Below are 15787 nucleotides of genomic sequence, written 5' to 3' on the forward strand. Positions count from 1 at the left end.
ATGAAATATAGTTTTAAAATAAAAACACTAGGAATTGCTGTAGCGATGCTATCTACTTTTTCTAGCTGTACAAAGGACTTCGACGAAATAAACAAAGATCCTAATTCATTGACTGAAGATCAGTTGGATGCTACTTTAGCAGGTCCTGCATTTGCATCTGCATTATACGCAGGTATCCACAACGGTTCTTATTCGTCGCCAGGTGTAGATGATCAAGGTACTTGGGGTATTGCTACAGGTATTTTATCATCAACATTTATCCACTACTTAAACTGTGGATACGGAACAGAAAGAAATGCTTTCGTAAACGGATACGAAGGAAGAGGATGGACAAGATTTTACACAGTTGCAGCTCCAGCTCTAACAAATGCTTTTAAAGCATCTGAAGGAAATGCGGAAGCTACTGCGGTATTAAAAATATGGAAAGTTTTCATGTACAACCAAATGGTTGATGCTTACGGACCACTTCCTTACACTGAAGCTGGTAACGGAAAAGAAAAAGTTCCTTACGATAGCGTAGAATTTATTTATGCAGACTTCTTCAAATTATTAGACGAAGCAAATGCTACATTAAGTTCTACTTCTGCAACTTCAGTTGCCTCTCTTGCCCCAAACGATAGAGTATACGCAGGAAGTGTTGACAAATGGAGAATCTTTGGAAACAGTATGAGATTACGTTTGGCTTTAAGAATTTCTGATAAAGAACCTACAACTGCAAAAACTCAGGCTGAAGCTGCTGTAGCTGCCGGAGTTATGCAAACAAACGATCAGAGCGCATTCTTTAAAGCAAGTAATATTACTCCAAACAACTTAAACATGATTGTAAATAGTTGGGGTTATGTAATGACTTCTTCTATGGAAAGTATCTTAGTAGGATACCAAGATCCACGTTTATCAAAATGGTTTGCCCCAATCGCATCAGGAGTATATAGAGGAAACCCAGTTGGAGGTTTAGAAGATCAATTTGGAACTACTGAATTCTCTAAATTTAATAATGACGAATTAGGGAATGGTCCAAATAATACACGTAGCGAAACTAAAAACATCGAAATCTTTATGGCTTCTGAAAACTACTTGAGTAGAGCAGAAGGAGCTTTAAATGGATGGAACATGGGTGGAGATGCAAAAACATTATACGAAACAGGTATCAGATTGTCTCTTGCACAATGGGGATTCACAGATACTGCTGTAGTTAATGCTTACATCAACGGAACAAGTTTGCCAACATTGCCAAACATCTTAACAGTATATCCAACATTAGATTTACAAGATATTCCAGTTAAATTGCCAGTTGCTTGGTCTGCATCTACTGCTGATCAAAGAACTCAGATTGCGGTTCAAAAATACTTAGCAATTTTCCCAGAATCTTGGGAAGCTTGGGCAGATTTACGTCGTAGCGATGCTAAAGTAATCTATCCAGCTTTAAACACAGATAACCCAGATGCTGGAGTTGGTAAATCTTTGATGAAAAGAATTATTTACACTACAAATGAGTACTCATCAAACAAAGCGGCTGTAGAAGACGGAGTTTCTAAATTAGGAGGTCCAGATTCAGGTGGAACAAGACTTTGGTGGGACACAAAATAATTAATTTGGTAAAGTAAAAGATCAAAAGATTTGTTACTTGAGCAGAAGGAGAGGTAACTCTCCTTTTGTTTTATAATTAAGTTTCTAAGGTGCAAAGGCTCTAAGCTTCTGAGTTTCTTGGTAACTAATTAATACTAAAAATATAAATCCGTTTTTATCTGCGTTTTTACGAAGTAAATCCGTTTAATCCGCGTCAAAAGATTTTAACGAACGCATAAAAAAAATAAATAATGAATTTCAAATTAAAAACTACCGCTATCATTTTTGCAGCATTTTTATTTTCAAATAATGCAATACATGCTCAAATAAAAGCGGTTAATATAGAAAGCGGCTACATTGCAGATCCGCCTGCAACGCCAGCAAGTCACGCATCGACTTTGGTAGAATACAAGCCAAATGAGATTTTAGCAGCTTGGTTTGGCGGAAAATATGAAGGTGCAAAAGATGTCGCAATTTACATTTCGGCTTATAAAGACAAAAAATGGTCGGCACCAAAAAGCTTAATTCAGCCGTTGATTAAAAACGGAGACACACTTCCGTGCTGGAATCCGGTTTTGTTTAAAAGCAAAAGCCAGAATTTGTATTTGTTTTATAAAATTGGAAAAAATCCGAGAGAATGGTTTGGCGCTATGATTGTTTCGAAAGATAACGGAACAACCTGGGGAGAACCGAAATATCTTCCAGACGGAATTTTAGGTCCAATTCGAAATAAACCAATCGAAACTACACCTGGCGTAATTTTATGCGGAAGCAGTACAGAAAGCATCAATACAGACGAATGGCGCGTACATGTTGAAGAATACACAGAAGCAACCGATTCTTGGAAGAAAATAGCGGTAGAAAACAATCAGAACTTTGATATCATTCAGCCGACATTTTTAATTCACAGCGCTACAGATATTCAGATGCTGTCCCGAAGCAAACACAATAAAATAATTGCCAGCTGTTCGGGAGACAATGGTAAAAGCTGGATTCGCACCAATACCATAAATGTTATTAATTCCAATTCGGGTATCGATGCTTTAACCGTGAATAAAAACACATTTCTATTAGTAAATAATCCGTTGCCAATGGGTAAAGACTGGTTTAACGGAAGAAATATTTTAGATGTTGAATATTCTAGAGACGGTTTAAGATGGAGTAAACTGTTTGATCTCGAAAAACAAGAAAAAGGAGAGTTCAGTTATCCGGCTATCATACAAACCACAGACAAAAGAATACATGTTTTATATACTTACGATCGAAAATATATTAAACATACCGTTTTTGAGCTTAGTTTATAAAAACCTGCAATGGCACGCTGATAACGCAGATTCGCTATCGCGAAGACGCTGATTGAGCGGATTTTTTTGTTTCACGCAGATTTAAAATGATTTAGGCAGATCTAAAATGATTCTTTTTTTATTTAATTAAAAATGATTTAAAAAAATAAATCTGCGTTTTCTGTTAAAATCTTTTAATCCCGATAGCTATCGGGAGCGTGAAACAAAAAAATCCGTTTTAATCCGCGTCTTTACGAAGTAAACCCGTTTTATCAGCGTCCCAAATTTTTAGATAACGAATATGAAAATTTTACAGAACATTATTATTGTATCGAGTTTCTTCTTTTTGAGCACTATTTCAAACGCTCAGAACATGGCACAAACGTTTTACAAACACGATAAATATTTATCATCTGATAAGATGGAAGGCCGTTTTCCTGGTACAAAACAGAATAATAAAGCAGCAGCTTATATTCAGAAGCATTTCAAAAAATATGGTCTCAAAGAATTCGAAAATTCGCATTACCAGCCTTTCAAAGTTTTTATAAAAGAAGGAATCAATAAAATGAAATCGGATAGCGTGGCGACTCAAAATGTTGTAGGCTATATCGAAGGTTCAGATCCTGTTTTAAAAAACGAATACATCGTAATCGGTGCGCATTACGATCACTGGGGCTGGGGCGGACAAGGTTCTGGAAGTAAAAAGAAAGAAGCTTTTGCAATTCATAATGGAGCAGATGATAACGCTTCAGGAGTTTCGGCTTTGCTGTGCATTTTAGAAGAAGTTTCTAAAATGGAAGTAAAACCAAAACGAAGCATCATTTTTATTTCGTTCAGCGGAGAAGAAGAAGGATTAATAGGTTCAAAATATTTTGTAAATCATCTTCCAGTTACCAAAGAAGCCGTAAAAGTTATGCTGAATATGGATATGGTCGGAAGATTAAACGAGAAAAAAGAGCTTTACATGGGTGGTGCAGGAACTTTTCCTAACGGAGTAGAATTAATGAAAAAACTCCAAGAAAACAGTGGATTAAATCCTGTTATTCATGCAGGCGACGTGGGAGGTTCCGATCATGTTTCTTTTTATAAAGAGTCCATTTCAGCAGTTGGTTTTCACACAGGTGGGCATCCGCAATACCACACACCCGATGATGATATCGATTTAATCAATTTTGAAGGCGGTGCTTTAGTCTCAAAATATATTTTTAATGCATTAACAGCAATCGCAAATTACGATGAAGATTTGGTTTTCATTAAGCAAAACTAAAATTCTATAGTATGCTGATTGCGCTGATTTTTTTGTTTCACGCTCCCGATAGCTATCGGGATTAAAAGATTTTAGCAGAAAGCGCAGATTATTTTTTAAATCATTTTTTAATTAAATAAAAAAAGAATCTGTTAAATCGGCCTAAATCATTTTAAAATCTGCGTGAAACAAAAAATCCGTTTTATCCGTGTCTTTACGAAGTAAATCCGCGTCATCAGCGTCCTTAACAAGTTAAGTTAATTAGTTTTTGTTTTTTAAAAGAAGGCGGTGTCTATCAAATAGTATAGACGCCGTCTTTGACTTTAAAAGCCCATGTAGCCATCGCATCAATAACGGGAAGCAAGCCTGTTCCAGCGTTGCTTAATTTATACGTTACAAATGGAGGCACAACGGGTTTCGCTTCACGAATGACCAATCCGTCTGCTTCTAATTGTTTTAAATGTTGAATGAGCATTTTTTCTGTCACGGCTGGAATGGCTCTTTTCAATTCGCTGTAACGTTTATCTCCGGTCGATAAATGATATAAAATAATAGGTTTCCAGTAGCCTCCAATTTTCTCCATAACAAAAGTTACAGGACATTTTTCCAACGCATACTGCTTGTTTTCCTGAATGGTAGACGATTCTTTAATTGAGGTCATGATACATACTTTAGGGTAAGTACTTGTATAAAAGTAAGTACAAATATACCTTTGTCTTGTTAAATAAAAAAACATTTTAAGATGAAAATTATAATCTCAGGTTCATTAGGAAACATAGGAAAGCCATTAACGGCACAATTAGTACAGTCAGGACATGACGTAACGGTAATTAGCAGTAATGCAGATCGAAAAGAGGCGATCGAAAATTTAGGAGCAAAAGCCGCAATAGGATCAGTTAGCGATGCCGATTTTCTTTCTAAAACTTTTGCAGGAGCAGATGCTCTTTTTGCGATGACTCCTCCAAATATGGGCGGTGTCAATATTATTCAAAACACGACAGATGCAGGTAACGCTTTCGCGAAAGCAATCCAAAACGCCAACATCAAAAGAGTGGTAATGCTAAGCAGTATTGGAGCCGATTTGCCAGCAGGTAACGGACCAATTGCAGGTTTGTATAATATTGAGAAGATTTACGAGAAATTAGATACTTCTATCACTTTTTTACGAGCAGGATATTTCTATTTCAATTTCTTTAATGATATCCCGATGATAAAAGGAGCGGGGATAATGGGAGCCAATTTTCCTGCATCAAACCGAATTCCGTTAGTGCATCCAGAAGATATTGCAAATGCTGTCGCAGAAGAGTTGCAGAAAACTTCCGAAGGTAAAAACATTAAATATATTATTAGTGATGTAAAAACACCTTCAGAAATTGTAAAAGCGTTTGGAACTGCCATTGGCAAACCAGAACTTCCGTGGGTTGAATTTACAGATGAGCAATATTTCGGCGGAATGACGCAAGCTGGCGTTCCAGAAGAAATGGCAGGTTTATATACCGAAATGGGAACAGGTTTAAGAAACGAAACCATAGCTGTAGATTTCTTAAACAATGATGGAACTGTAAATGGGAAAATCAAATTGGAAGATTTTGCAAAAGAATTCGCTTCAAAATTCTAATGTTCAAATTATTTTAAACACATAGAAACATAGTTTTGCATACTTGAAAAAAGACGTTTCACTTATTTAAATGCACAAAGCAGACTATTAAATTATTTGTTTCCTTCGCATATTTTGACATAAAAAGTCTATGTTTCTATGTGTTTAACTTAAAAACTATTTTAATAAAAAAAACATTCCGCTTGCTATAAATAGAAGCGGAATGTCCAATTAAAAAAAAACTCAAGTGAATGAAATCTTAGAGATTGCTATTCACAACCTTTTATATTTTAGAATACCCCAATGTAGTGGTTTCCTGGTTTGTTTAGCAATTTAGCACCTTTAGTAACTTTTCCAGAAGGAATATCAATTACATAAATATTACCATCTTTTCCTACTGGTGTTACAGCGATGTAGAAGTTGTTTCCATCAACAACAAAACCTTGGTATTGTCCAAAATTTAAATCAGCATCATAATCAATTCCTTCAACTTTTGTAGCAGTTCTTGCATTCAAGTCTAATCTAGCTAAGTAACCTTGTTCAGTTCCTTCAAAAGTATATACCGCATACGCAATTCCGTTTCCAGCATATCTCCAAGCATCGATATAACTTCCTTTAACTCCTAAAGCTGTATCTAAACTAAATACATAAGAATTGTCATATTCGTTGTTTTGGTTGATTTTTAAGATGTAAGAACCTTTTTGAGCATCTCTTTGTGTTGCTTGGTAAATATTACCATCTGTAGCCACAAAACTGTTGAAACTTCTGTATCCGCTTGTATCTCCAAACCCTACAGTCGAAGTAATAACTTTTGGATTTTCTAACGAAGGATAATCAACAATAACAGATTTTGAACCTAAACGAGTGAAAGAAGATGCATTTTGTCCTGTTGCAGGATCTGTTTTACGCATCCAAGTTCCAATGATTAATTTGTTTCCTGCTTTATTTAAAGTTGGAGCATCTAGACGGAAAATATGGTGTCCTTGCGCTTCTTCTTCAGCGCTTAACGGAATTTCATATTGTTTGAATGCAGAAATTAGAGTTTGCTTCATGTCTAAAGACAACACTGTAGCCTTTCCTCTTGTATTTTTATACGTCTTGTCCTCATTCGTATTTATTATTGGAGTACTTACGTTTACAGCCACACCCGTTTTATCTCCGTCAAAAAGTTTTACCCATCTTGGAGAAGTTCCAGCATATTGAGAAATATTTACTTTTGCATTAGATTCAATAAATTTATTAGCTCCAGTAACTTGGTACGTCATAAATTCCCCACCATTTGCACCGGTATACGTAATATTGAAAAGTGTGTTTCCGTCTACAGAAGACTGTAAACGAGCCGTTCTATTCGATTGAACAGCAACTCCTTGATCGTAAACATTTACAGAAAAGTTAGGATCAATTGCATTTTCTTTACTAATAGCAAAAACTCTAGTTCCACCGTTTCCATCACCTGGATCTGTTTGCATCAAAGCTCCTGCTACAGTAATCCATCTTCCGTCTGTTATTGGATTAACTGGTTCTGCATTTTCATTTTTGTTATCATCGCTGCTACATGATGCAGTCAACGCTAATGCACCTAGTAATAAACCAGAGGTAAATAGTTTAAAGTTGTTCTTTTTCATATTTATGGATTTAAAAAATTAGTTATTTATAATGTGATTAGAATTTACTGATCGTGTAATTTAGCTTGATATAAAAAGCTCTTCCAGGTTTTTGGGCGGCAAAATTGTCATAAACCTGCTCGTCAAAAATATTTTTAGCATCAAAGCTTACTATAAATTGTTTGTTAGGAAATGCATAGCTTAAACCTAAATCCTGCGGAAATTGAGCTGTAGTTCTATCAATCTCAAGCCAAGAAGTATAGAATGGAGCTACATAGCCACAATAGTAATAGAGGTTAAGTTCTGATTTACTTTGAATTAAATTTTTGAAATTGTATTGCAGATTCCCATTTATATTAAAGAAAGGCTCATTTGGCAATTGCTTGTTATAATAAGAAAGCAGATTTCCGTTAGCGTCATATTTCTGTTTATAAACCGAGTTGAATTTAGAAAGATTGACACCTGCAAATAATTTATCTTTAAACGAATATTGTACAGAGGTTTCAAAACCAACAGATTGTGATCTTCCTAAATTGATAAAAGGCGTTGCTTGAACAGCCTCATTAACACGATCACTGATTTGTCGAACAATTTTATCTTGAATATTTCTCCAAAAAGCATTTCCGTAAAATGAAAATTTATGATGATTGATTAGATACGGACCTAATCTTAAACCCACATTAAGATTTTCACTTTGCTCAGGACCTAAATTAGGATTGCTTAGAACATTCTCACCTGGTAGTCCAAAAATTTCATTTTCGTTTGGCAATCGAATCGCTTTTTCGGCAGAAAGCATTAACATTGCCTTTTGTAAAAAAGAATAAGAACCTGCAAAACCATAACCAGTAAAATTGGTATTTCTTGAATCGGCTTCAAATACTAGATTGCTCTGACCATTTTGATTCACTAATTTAGGAGTAACCTGTTCTGTTTTTAAAGCATAATTTTTTACAAAAAGATTGGTTTTTAGACGAGATTTGAAAGCCTGCATTTCATATGAAGCTGAAAAAACATTTTTTTCTAAATCGCGTGTTGCTAAAAAATTACGAACCAATTCTGGCAACATTTCATCCAAATCATTTCGGTCCACGCTATAGAACATATTATTTACCAAAACTTTATGGTTGTCGATAATAGTGTATGTTAAACCAGCTCGTGTATTAAAAATATCTGATCTTTGATGCAATATTGTTGGCGCTCCCTGTTGTGCTCCTTGAGTTGTTGTGGTAGGCTCGCCATAAAGACCCAGCGCTTTTTCGCCATCCCAATTATAATTCCATTTTACGGTGTCATTGATTACATCATTTCTGTGGCTGTAAACAGAAATTAAAGAGAAATCAAGTTTTTTAATCAAGAAATCTTTTTTATTATAGTTGATGCTGAAAACATTGGCAGCAGATTCGCTAAAGCGCCCTTTATAAGGTTTGGTCATATATTGTCCGTGCTGAATCTGGTTGTAATCTTCAGAACCATTATAGCTGATCGAAAAATTATCGGCCCATTTTACATCTGTAAAACCTGCTTCAAGTCTTCCTCCATACGATCTGTACATACTTTCGAATCGTTTTGCTCGTATGTAATCGTAACGTCCGTTTGGCAGAATGTTATAAACGAATCTTCCCCAGACTTCATAATCATTGTCAGAATAGTTTTGGAATCCGTTCGCTTTAACAGTAAAGCCAGATTTGTCTCTATAAGTCGTACTGAAATTGGATTGTATCGTATTAAAAGAACCATAAGAAACAGAAGCTGCAATCATGTTTTTAGATCCCTTTTTAAGTATAACGTTAATAGCACCTCCTAGCGAATCATCTGCTAGATAACCAGGAACTACGCCTTTGTATACTTCAATTCTTTCAATTAAAGCGGGTGGAATGCTATTTAAGCTAAATGACGCCCCATAAGTCTGAATCGGAATTCCGTCAATAAAGATGCGTATGGCGTTTCCAGACATTCCATTAATGTTGTAGGTAACACTAGAGCCTAGACCTCCATTCTGTCTAATCCTTACGCCACCAGAACGATCTAATAAATCGTTGGTTTGCAGATTTCTTTGTGCTGCTTCTTGCGTTTCAATTACGTTTACAGCAAAACCTTTTTCCATTATTTCTTTTCTGATAGAAGATTTCTTAATTACAACTTCTTGTAAATCTTTAGGAGCATTTCTATCTAATGAAATGTTGAATTCGGTATTGGGTTTATTCACATTAATTTTGGTAATTCTTGTTTGGCCTTCCATAGAAGAAGTTTCTAAAATGTACTCGCCATACTTTAATCCTTTGAATTCATAACGTCCAAAATCATTTACAATAGCATATTTTTGGGTTCCCTTGATAATTACAGTAGAACCGTAAGCTAATTCATCGGCTCCAAAAGTGACTTTTCCGGTAAGATTTCCAGATTGCGACCAAGCCGAAATGGTAAATAAAAATAGAAGTAAAGTTGTTCTCATATTGAGTCTGCATATAAAAGTGCCGCAAACTTATATGATAATTTAAATTTAATCTAAATAAAGCAATTAGAAGATTATTAGAATTGCATGGAGGATTCTAATGTTTTTTTAATGTTAATTTTTTTAAACCATATAATTCATATAAGACCATTTATGGTTATAGTTTTTAACCGCAAAGAGCGCAAGAATTTTAGAGTAACTTTTAAAAGCGCAAAGTTCGCAAAGCTTTATCAAAAAAACTTTGCGAACTTTGCCTAAATCTTTGCGAACTTTGCGGTTAAATCAATCTACAATTTATAAGCAAAATTCTTAGACTTAATAACTTTTCCTTTGTCTGTAATCATTACACAACTATAGTTTGGAAATTTTTGAAGTAAAAGCAAACCTTCTTTTTGGCCTAAAACCATCATGGAAGTGCTCAATCCATTAGCGGTTTCGGCATTTGGACCGAAAACGGTTAAACTGCACAAACCCGTTGCAGGATAACCAGTTGCAGGATTTATAATATGTGAATATCGTTTTCCGTTAAAAACGACAAATTTTTCATAACTGCCAGAAGTAGTGACAGCGCCCTCTTTAAGCGGTACAGCGGCTAAAATCTTCTCCGGTTTAAACGGATTCGTAATTCCGATTTTCCAATCTTTTCCGCTCGGCTGTTTTCCCCACGTGCTCATGTCTCCAGAACCGTTTATAATTCCCGCTAGAACCCCTTTTGCAATCATCATAGCACGGCATTTATCAGTTGCATAACCTTCGCCTAGAGCGCCAAAACCAATTTTCATTCCCTTTAACTTCAAGAAAATGGTCGATTCTGTACTGTCTAAAATGATGTTTTTGTAGCCCACTTTTTCTACCGATTTTTTTATGGCTTCCGCCGAAGGCATTTCGGTCATTGAACCGTCAAATTTCCAGATGCGATCTAAGGCAGCAAAACTAATATCAAATCCGCCATTGGTTATTTCAGAAAATTTAATTGCCCTTTGTGTCAATTCGAAAACTTCTTTGTCAACTTTTATCGGTTTAATTCCCGCATTCTGATTGACTTGAGAAACCTGCGAATCGGATTTCCAATCGGAGATTAAGTTTTCTATTCGCGTGATTTCGCCAATCACAATATCAATATTCTGTTCAGCCGAAAGTGAATCTTTGTCGACAATGCTAATATCAAAACGTCCGCCCATAAGAAGCGTTGTTCTTTTTCGTAATACTTGTGAATGTGTTGAAAAGTGGCATGTAATTACAAAAAAGAATAAAAATTTATATGATATTAGTTTATGCATAAATAAATTAGTTCGATAAAGCTCCGGAGGAGCATAATATTTATAGATTTATAATGAGTGTTGTTTTCAAAAGCTCCAGCGGAGCGATACATATGCCGCCCAGCTGGGGCTTTTTTTCGGGAGGTCACATTAAATCTATAAATATGTCATCCCTCTGGGATTTATTTAAAATTCAAAAAATTAAATTACAAATTCCAAAAAAAAGAGCGCAGCGATTTTTTTTAGAAAATCTAAAATCTAAAATCTAAAATCTAAAATCTAAAATCTAAAATCTAAAATCTAAAATCTAAAATCTAAAATCTAAAATCTAAAATCTAAAATTCTTAATAACAATCTGTTAAAAACTGCTTATTAGCTTTATATTCTTCGAGTGTTTTTAATCCTTTTGTTAAACACAATTCACTTAAAATAGCTTCAACATCTTTCTGCATGGCAAGCGAACCGCAGATCATAACGACACCGCCTTTTTTCAATAAAGTCACGAAGAAAGAAGAATCTCTTTTAATTAAATCCATCACATAAATATGTTCAGCTTCACGCGATAACGCCACATGAAAATTGTCCAGATGTTCTTTCTGAATCATGATTCCAGCGAACTTTTTATAAGCCATTAAAGTTGGCGTTTCCATTCTAAATCCGCTGTATAAATGAAGCTCTTGTTTTGCTTTGTTTTGTTCAATCATTCCCAAGAAAGGAGCAATTCCTGTTCCGTTTGAAATGAAAGCCACTCTAGGAGCTTTCTTTGGAAGGTGAAAAGCAGGATTTTTAACAATTTGAGCTTTTATCACATTTCCAGGTTCCAAAGCATTCAAGAAACCAGAACCCAATCCGTTTGGATGCAGTTTTACAACTAGTTGGATATTTCCAGAATGATTTCCCATAGAGTAGAGGCGTTCTCTAGAATCGTTGGCAGGGTAAATGGCCAATAAATCGCCCGAACTAAACTTAGCTCTTGCACTCGCTCTCAGCGTTAGAATAAATGTGTGTTCGGTTTCAGAAATTGGTGTTTTGTCTAAAACCATTAATTTTTGCAAACCTTTCGGGACATGATTGTATAATGATGGAGTTGTCGCTAGCGGAATTCCCGTTTTTTCGCTCCATAATTTTACCCATTCTACAAATTCCACAGCCGATTTATCATTCACAGTCTGTAATTTCAAATAACGTTCTGCCCATTTTTGTTTTTCTAAAAGTTGATCAATTTCAATGGCAAACTGGCAAAAATCAGGATATGATTTAGAACCAAAACCTACAACAGAAAAATTAATATTTTGCTCTTGATTTTGTTTTTCTAGCAAAGTTTTAAATTGCGTTCCGTTAGAAGGCGCGTCGCCCAAACCATGAGTCGACGTAAAAACAATAATATGTTCTGCTTTAGGATAAACAGAAAATTTATTCAATTCGCTCACAAAAACTTTTTGTCCGTGATCAATTAATTGTTTCTGAATAGAATTAGCAAATCGGAATGTGCTCCCGTTTTCTGAACCGACTAAAAGAATAAACGTACTCTCGTTCCCCTTAAATTTATTCTTAATTCGGCTTGACCTTCTTTTCAAAGTAATAGCAAAACCAGAATAGATAAAGAATAGAATATTAAGGCAGGCAATAGCTAAAATTACAGCCCAAATTCCGTTAATTCTTCCCGTATGAAGATCTAAACTTAATGCAGCAAATTGTGCCGTCATTGGAGAAAGTTTTTCAGAAATTACAGCTCCTGTGACCTGATTTACTTCAACTTCTCGGTCTTTCAATTCAATGATATAAGATTCTTCAGGATCGTCTGTAAAAGGAAATTCAATCTTTTTTACATCCGATAATAAAGTAGTATTGAAAATTGAAGTCGTTTTGGCTTTGTCTGAAAGTTCAGTTTTTATAGGTTTTGCTTTTTCTTCACCCATAAAAAAGTTAAATCTTTCCAGAGATAAATAAGTTCCGGTAAGTGCAATAATCAAAATCGGAATTAAAGCCAATCTTCCTAAAAGCACATGATAATATTGTGCAAAATATTCTTTTATTATTTTAGAAAAGAAATTTCGAATGCCGCGCTGTCTTTTTAAAACCAGAACGAAACCCGAAATTGCTATTAATAACAAGCAAAAAGAAATTACCCCCACAAAAAAACGTCCTGCTTCATGAAGAAATAGCGAACGGTGCAAACTCGTAATCCATTTGATGAATTCGGTTTTCTTTACAGGAGTTCCTAATGCTTTTCCAGTTTTTGGATCAATGTATGCCTTAATGTCATTTCCGTCTGCATCAATGGCTTGAAGCGTTACAAACTGATTGTAATCTACACTCAATTCTGTAATTTCTGAATATTCTTTCTTTAAAATGGGTAGCGTTTCGCCCAGAGTTATTTTATTGAAATTTTCAGCTTTGTACGGGAGTGTTTTTTCCTGAACCGCATCGACGGCCAGAATGATTCCAGTTACCGAAGCCAAAAGCAAAAAAATAGAAGAAAATAAGGCCAAAGCCAAGTGTGCGTAACGCCAAAAAGAAAGAGTCATTGAGTGTATTCTAGAAATGTAATCGTATTATATTTTACTTAATCTTACGTATTTGATGTAGCCTTTGCCATCTGTTTTGTCAGCTAGACCTTCAGTTGAAAGCGGAATTTCAAGATCGCTCACATAGTACTTCTGATCTTCAACAGCTGTTTCAAAACGTAATTTGTATCCTTTATTAATTTTAGAATTTTCGATTTCGATGGTAGTCACGCTACGGTCACCGCCCGTTACAGAAGCACCAGTTTTAGCACTGATGTCATCATTTTTTAGCGTGTGAAATTTATTCCATTCTTTCAATGATTTATACCATTTCTTGTCGTCTCCCATTACATAAAGGGTTTTTTCGTATTCACCGCTTGCATTAATCAGAGAAACAACGATATAAGCACCTTCTCCCATATAATTATTCATTTGCAGCATAATCTTGTATTTGCTTGACTGTGCCTGAGATTGAAAAGAAGCTAAAAAAATAAAAGCGCCCGCAAGAGCCATTTTTAATATTGATTTCATAAAAATTGTATGTATTGATTGGTAATTTAAATTCTAAAATTCAAATTCCAAATCCCAAAAATAGAGTTTGGAATTTGGAATTTCAAATATTGATTATTATCTAATTGTTTTATTTTAAAAATTCAACAGAAACGTTGTTTTTAGTAAGTAAGTCATTTTCTTTAGCTAAAGCGTAAGCCGTTTCGTCAAATTCTGTGCTGATGTCTTTTTTTGCTCCCGCAGAAACTAGATATTTTAAAATAGCATCGTCTTTAGAAGTCATCGCTGCTCTGTGCAAAGCGGTTAAACCATCTTTGTTTTTAGCATTAATGTCAACTTTTAAATCAGTGATTTTTTTAAGAAGCGCCACATCATTTTTTGTAATCGCTACATGATACAAAGTATTTCCGTCTTTTTGAGGAGCAGCTAGGTTTAATCCTTTGTCTTGAAGCAGTTTTGCCTTTGCATCAAAAGGATCTGCTGTTGCTTTTTCTCTTCCTGCAGGACGATAAGATTGTACTAAATAAACGCTTAAATTATTTCCGTCTTTATCTTTTACATTTACATCGGCACCTTTAGCCAAAAGCAAGCTTACCGCTTCTGGAGTTCCGTATTGTACTGCTTTTGTTAAAGCCGATTCTCCTTTTAAATTTTGAGCATTTACGTTTTTTGCTTTCGGAAGAAAAAGTTCTAAAACAGCAATTTCTCTAGCTGAAGCAGCTGCCATAACTGGCGTATTTCCTTCTTTATCAGCTTTGTTTACATCAACACCTTTGTCTAAGAAATACTTAATAATTTCGGTCTGATTTGGTTTTCCTGCTAAAATGTGCAATACATTCTGTCCCGCTTTATTTTGAGCAGTTGCTTTAATTTTTACTTCTTCAACCAAATATTTATACGTTTCAAGTGTATTTGTTTCTCTTCGGCTTCCTTGTGCAGCAACCAAAAGTGCATTATCCGTTGGTTTAATTCCTTTTTCTAAAAGTTTCTTCAATAGCGCAATGTTTCCAGATCTTGCTGCATACGTAAAAGCAGTATTTCCATCATTGTCAACATCTTTTAGAGACATTCCTTTAGTAGAAAAATAATCGGCAGCTTTTAAATCTTTATCAGAAGCAATAGCCAAAAGCAAAAGATTGGCACCGTTTGCATATTTTTTGGTCGGATTAACTCCTGCTTTAAAAAAGGCCTCATACATTTCTGGATTCGACTGTCCGTTTGAAGCTGCAAAATCTGCTGGAGCAGTTCCGTGGCTGTCTTCAAAGTTTACATCAGAACCTTTTGCAATTAAATATTGCACTAATTCTGTATTGCCTTTGTAAGCAGCCCAGTGCAAGTAAATACGGTTATCGTGAGTTAATTTTGTAATTGAATTTCCTGGCTGATCGATTAAAAATTTGATGGTTTCTATTGGAGCTTCATTATTGATGGCTAAAGTCGTAACGTCAAAAGCATTTACATTGGCTTCTGCCGGATTATTTCCTTTTGCGATTTCAGCTTTCACAATTTCCGTATTCGGAGAAGTTTTCCAGAAATTGGCATCTAAAAGTGTATTTTTTTGCTGTGCACTTACAAATAATGTTGTTGCGAAGGCAAAAGAAACAAGTAGATTCTTTTTCATATCGAAATGTAATTTATGTTTGTTAGAATAATCTGTTTTGGTTTTTCTTTATCTATTTAGAATAAATAAAAATAAAGGCAAATGTAAAGATTAATATTTTTAAACCAACAACAATTTGAAGTAAAAAGCCTTTTCTCATTGA

The 15787-nt window shown here is 35.0% G+C and carries 11 protein-coding genes; 4 read left to right on the plus strand and 7 right to left on the minus strand.

Going from position 1 to position 15787, the window contains the following annotated elements:
* The 3 genes from AC3E9W_RS17465 (at position 1) to AC3E9W_RS17475 (ending at position 4116) form a co-directional block, all read left to right on the plus strand.
* A complete protein-coding gene (locus AC3E9W_RS17465; protein ID WP_306156306.1) occupies positions 1–1587 on the plus strand; it encodes a SusD/RagB family nutrient-binding outer membrane lipoprotein in 1587 nt (528 codons plus the stop codon).
* Between the two features lie 230 nt (positions 1588–1817).
* Positions 1818–2870, plus strand: coding sequence for a sialidase family protein (locus AC3E9W_RS17470; RefSeq protein ID WP_488769349.1), 1053 nt, complete (start codon positions 1818–1820; stop codon positions 2868–2870).
* Between the two features lie 280 nt (positions 2871–3150).
* Positions 3151–4116, plus strand: a complete 966-nt coding sequence (locus AC3E9W_RS17475) for a M20/M25/M40 family metallo-hydrolase (RefSeq protein ID WP_488769350.1) — start codon at positions 3151–3153, stop codon at positions 4114–4116.
* Between the two features lie 274 nt (positions 4117–4390).
* Here AC3E9W_RS17475 and AC3E9W_RS17480 read toward each other — a convergent pair whose 3' ends face one another.
* A complete protein-coding gene (locus tag AC3E9W_RS17480) occupies positions 4391–4756 on the minus strand; it encodes a winged helix-turn-helix transcriptional regulator (RefSeq protein WP_488769351.1) in 366 nt (121 codons plus the stop codon).
* Positions 4757–4837: 81 nt separating this feature from the next.
* On the opposite strand from AC3E9W_RS17480, the gene AC3E9W_RS17485 reads away from it, so the two are divergent.
* Positions 4838–5713, plus strand: coding sequence for an NmrA family NAD(P)-binding protein (locus AC3E9W_RS17485; protein WP_488769352.1), 876 nt, complete (start codon positions 4838–4840; stop codon positions 5711–5713).
* A 269-nt stretch (positions 5714–5982) separates the two neighbouring features.
* Here AC3E9W_RS17485 and AC3E9W_RS17490 read toward each other — a convergent pair whose 3' ends face one another.
* From AC3E9W_RS17490 to AC3E9W_RS17515, 6 genes are all read right to left on the minus strand, one after another.
* On the minus strand, positions 5983–7317 hold the full coding sequence (locus tag AC3E9W_RS17490) for a DUF4374 domain-containing protein (protein WP_488769353.1): 1335 nt from the start codon (positions 7315–7317) through the stop codon (positions 5983–5985).
* A gap of 37 nt (positions 7318–7354) precedes the next feature.
* Positions 7355–9748, minus strand: coding sequence for a TonB-dependent receptor (locus AC3E9W_RS17495; protein ID WP_488769354.1), 2394 nt, complete (start codon positions 9746–9748; stop codon positions 7355–7357).
* Between the two features lie 287 nt (positions 9749–10035).
* Positions 10036–11028 carry an FAD:protein FMN transferase gene (locus AC3E9W_RS17500; protein ID WP_488769355.1) on the minus strand — a complete coding sequence of 331 codons (993 nt, stop codon included), beginning with the start codon at positions 11026–11028 and terminating at the stop codon, positions 10036–10038.
* A 323-nt stretch (positions 11029–11351) separates the two neighbouring features.
* Entirely contained in the window at positions 11352–13535 is a 2184-nt protein-coding gene (locus AC3E9W_RS17505) for a PepSY domain-containing protein (protein ID WP_488769356.1), read from the minus strand.
* A gap of 27 nt (positions 13536–13562) precedes the next feature.
* A complete protein-coding gene (locus AC3E9W_RS17510) occupies positions 13563–14045 on the minus strand; it encodes a DUF2271 domain-containing protein (protein ID WP_488769357.1) in 483 nt (160 codons plus the stop codon).
* A gap of 109 nt (positions 14046–14154) precedes the next feature.
* Entirely contained in the window at positions 14155–15645 is a 1491-nt protein-coding gene (locus AC3E9W_RS17515) for an ankyrin repeat domain-containing protein (RefSeq protein WP_488769358.1), read from the minus strand.
* Between the last annotated feature and the right edge of the window lie 142 nt (positions 15646–15787).

Source organism: Flavobacterium sp. 38 (genome assembly GCF_057799715.1).

What these genes read in the sequence shown, in the direction of transcription:
- AC3E9W_RS17465 (WP_306156306.1), top strand. Translation starts at nt 1, where the DNA reads ATGAAATATAGTTTTAAAATAAAAACACTAGGAATTGCTGTAGCGATG.
- AC3E9W_RS17470 (WP_488769349.1), top strand. Translation starts at nt 1,818, where the DNA reads ATGAATTTCAAATTAAAAACTACCGCTATCATTTTTGCAGCATTTTTA.
- AC3E9W_RS17475 (WP_488769350.1), top strand. Translation starts at nt 3,151, where the DNA reads ATGAAAATTTTACAGAACATTATTATTGTATCGAGTTTCTTCTTTTTG.
- AC3E9W_RS17480 (WP_488769351.1), bottom strand. Translation starts at nt 4,756, where the DNA reads ATGACCTCAATTAAAGAATCGTCTACCATTCAGGAAAACAAGCAGTAT.
- AC3E9W_RS17485 (WP_488769352.1), top strand. Translation starts at nt 4,838, where the DNA reads ATGAAAATTATAATCTCAGGTTCATTAGGAAACATAGGAAAGCCATTA.
- AC3E9W_RS17490 (WP_488769353.1), bottom strand. Translation starts at nt 7,317, where the DNA reads ATGAAAAAGAACAACTTTAAACTATTTACCTCTGGTTTATTACTAGGT.
- AC3E9W_RS17495 (WP_488769354.1), bottom strand. Translation starts at nt 9,748, where the DNA reads ATGAGAACAACTTTACTTCTATTTTTATTTACCATTTCGGCTTGGTCG.
- AC3E9W_RS17500 (WP_488769355.1), bottom strand. Translation starts at nt 11,028, where the DNA reads ATGCATAAACTAATATCATATAAATTTTTATTCTTTTTTGTAATTACA.
- AC3E9W_RS17505 (WP_488769356.1), bottom strand. Translation starts at nt 13,535, where the DNA reads ATGACTCTTTCTTTTTGGCGTTACGCACACTTGGCTTTGGCCTTATTT.
- AC3E9W_RS17510 (WP_488769357.1), bottom strand. Translation starts at nt 14,045, where the DNA reads ATGAAATCAATATTAAAAATGGCTCTTGCGGGCGCTTTTATTTTTTTA.
- AC3E9W_RS17515 (WP_488769358.1), bottom strand. Translation starts at nt 15,645, where the DNA reads ATGAAAAAGAATCTACTTGTTTCTTTTGCCTTCGCAACAACATTATTT.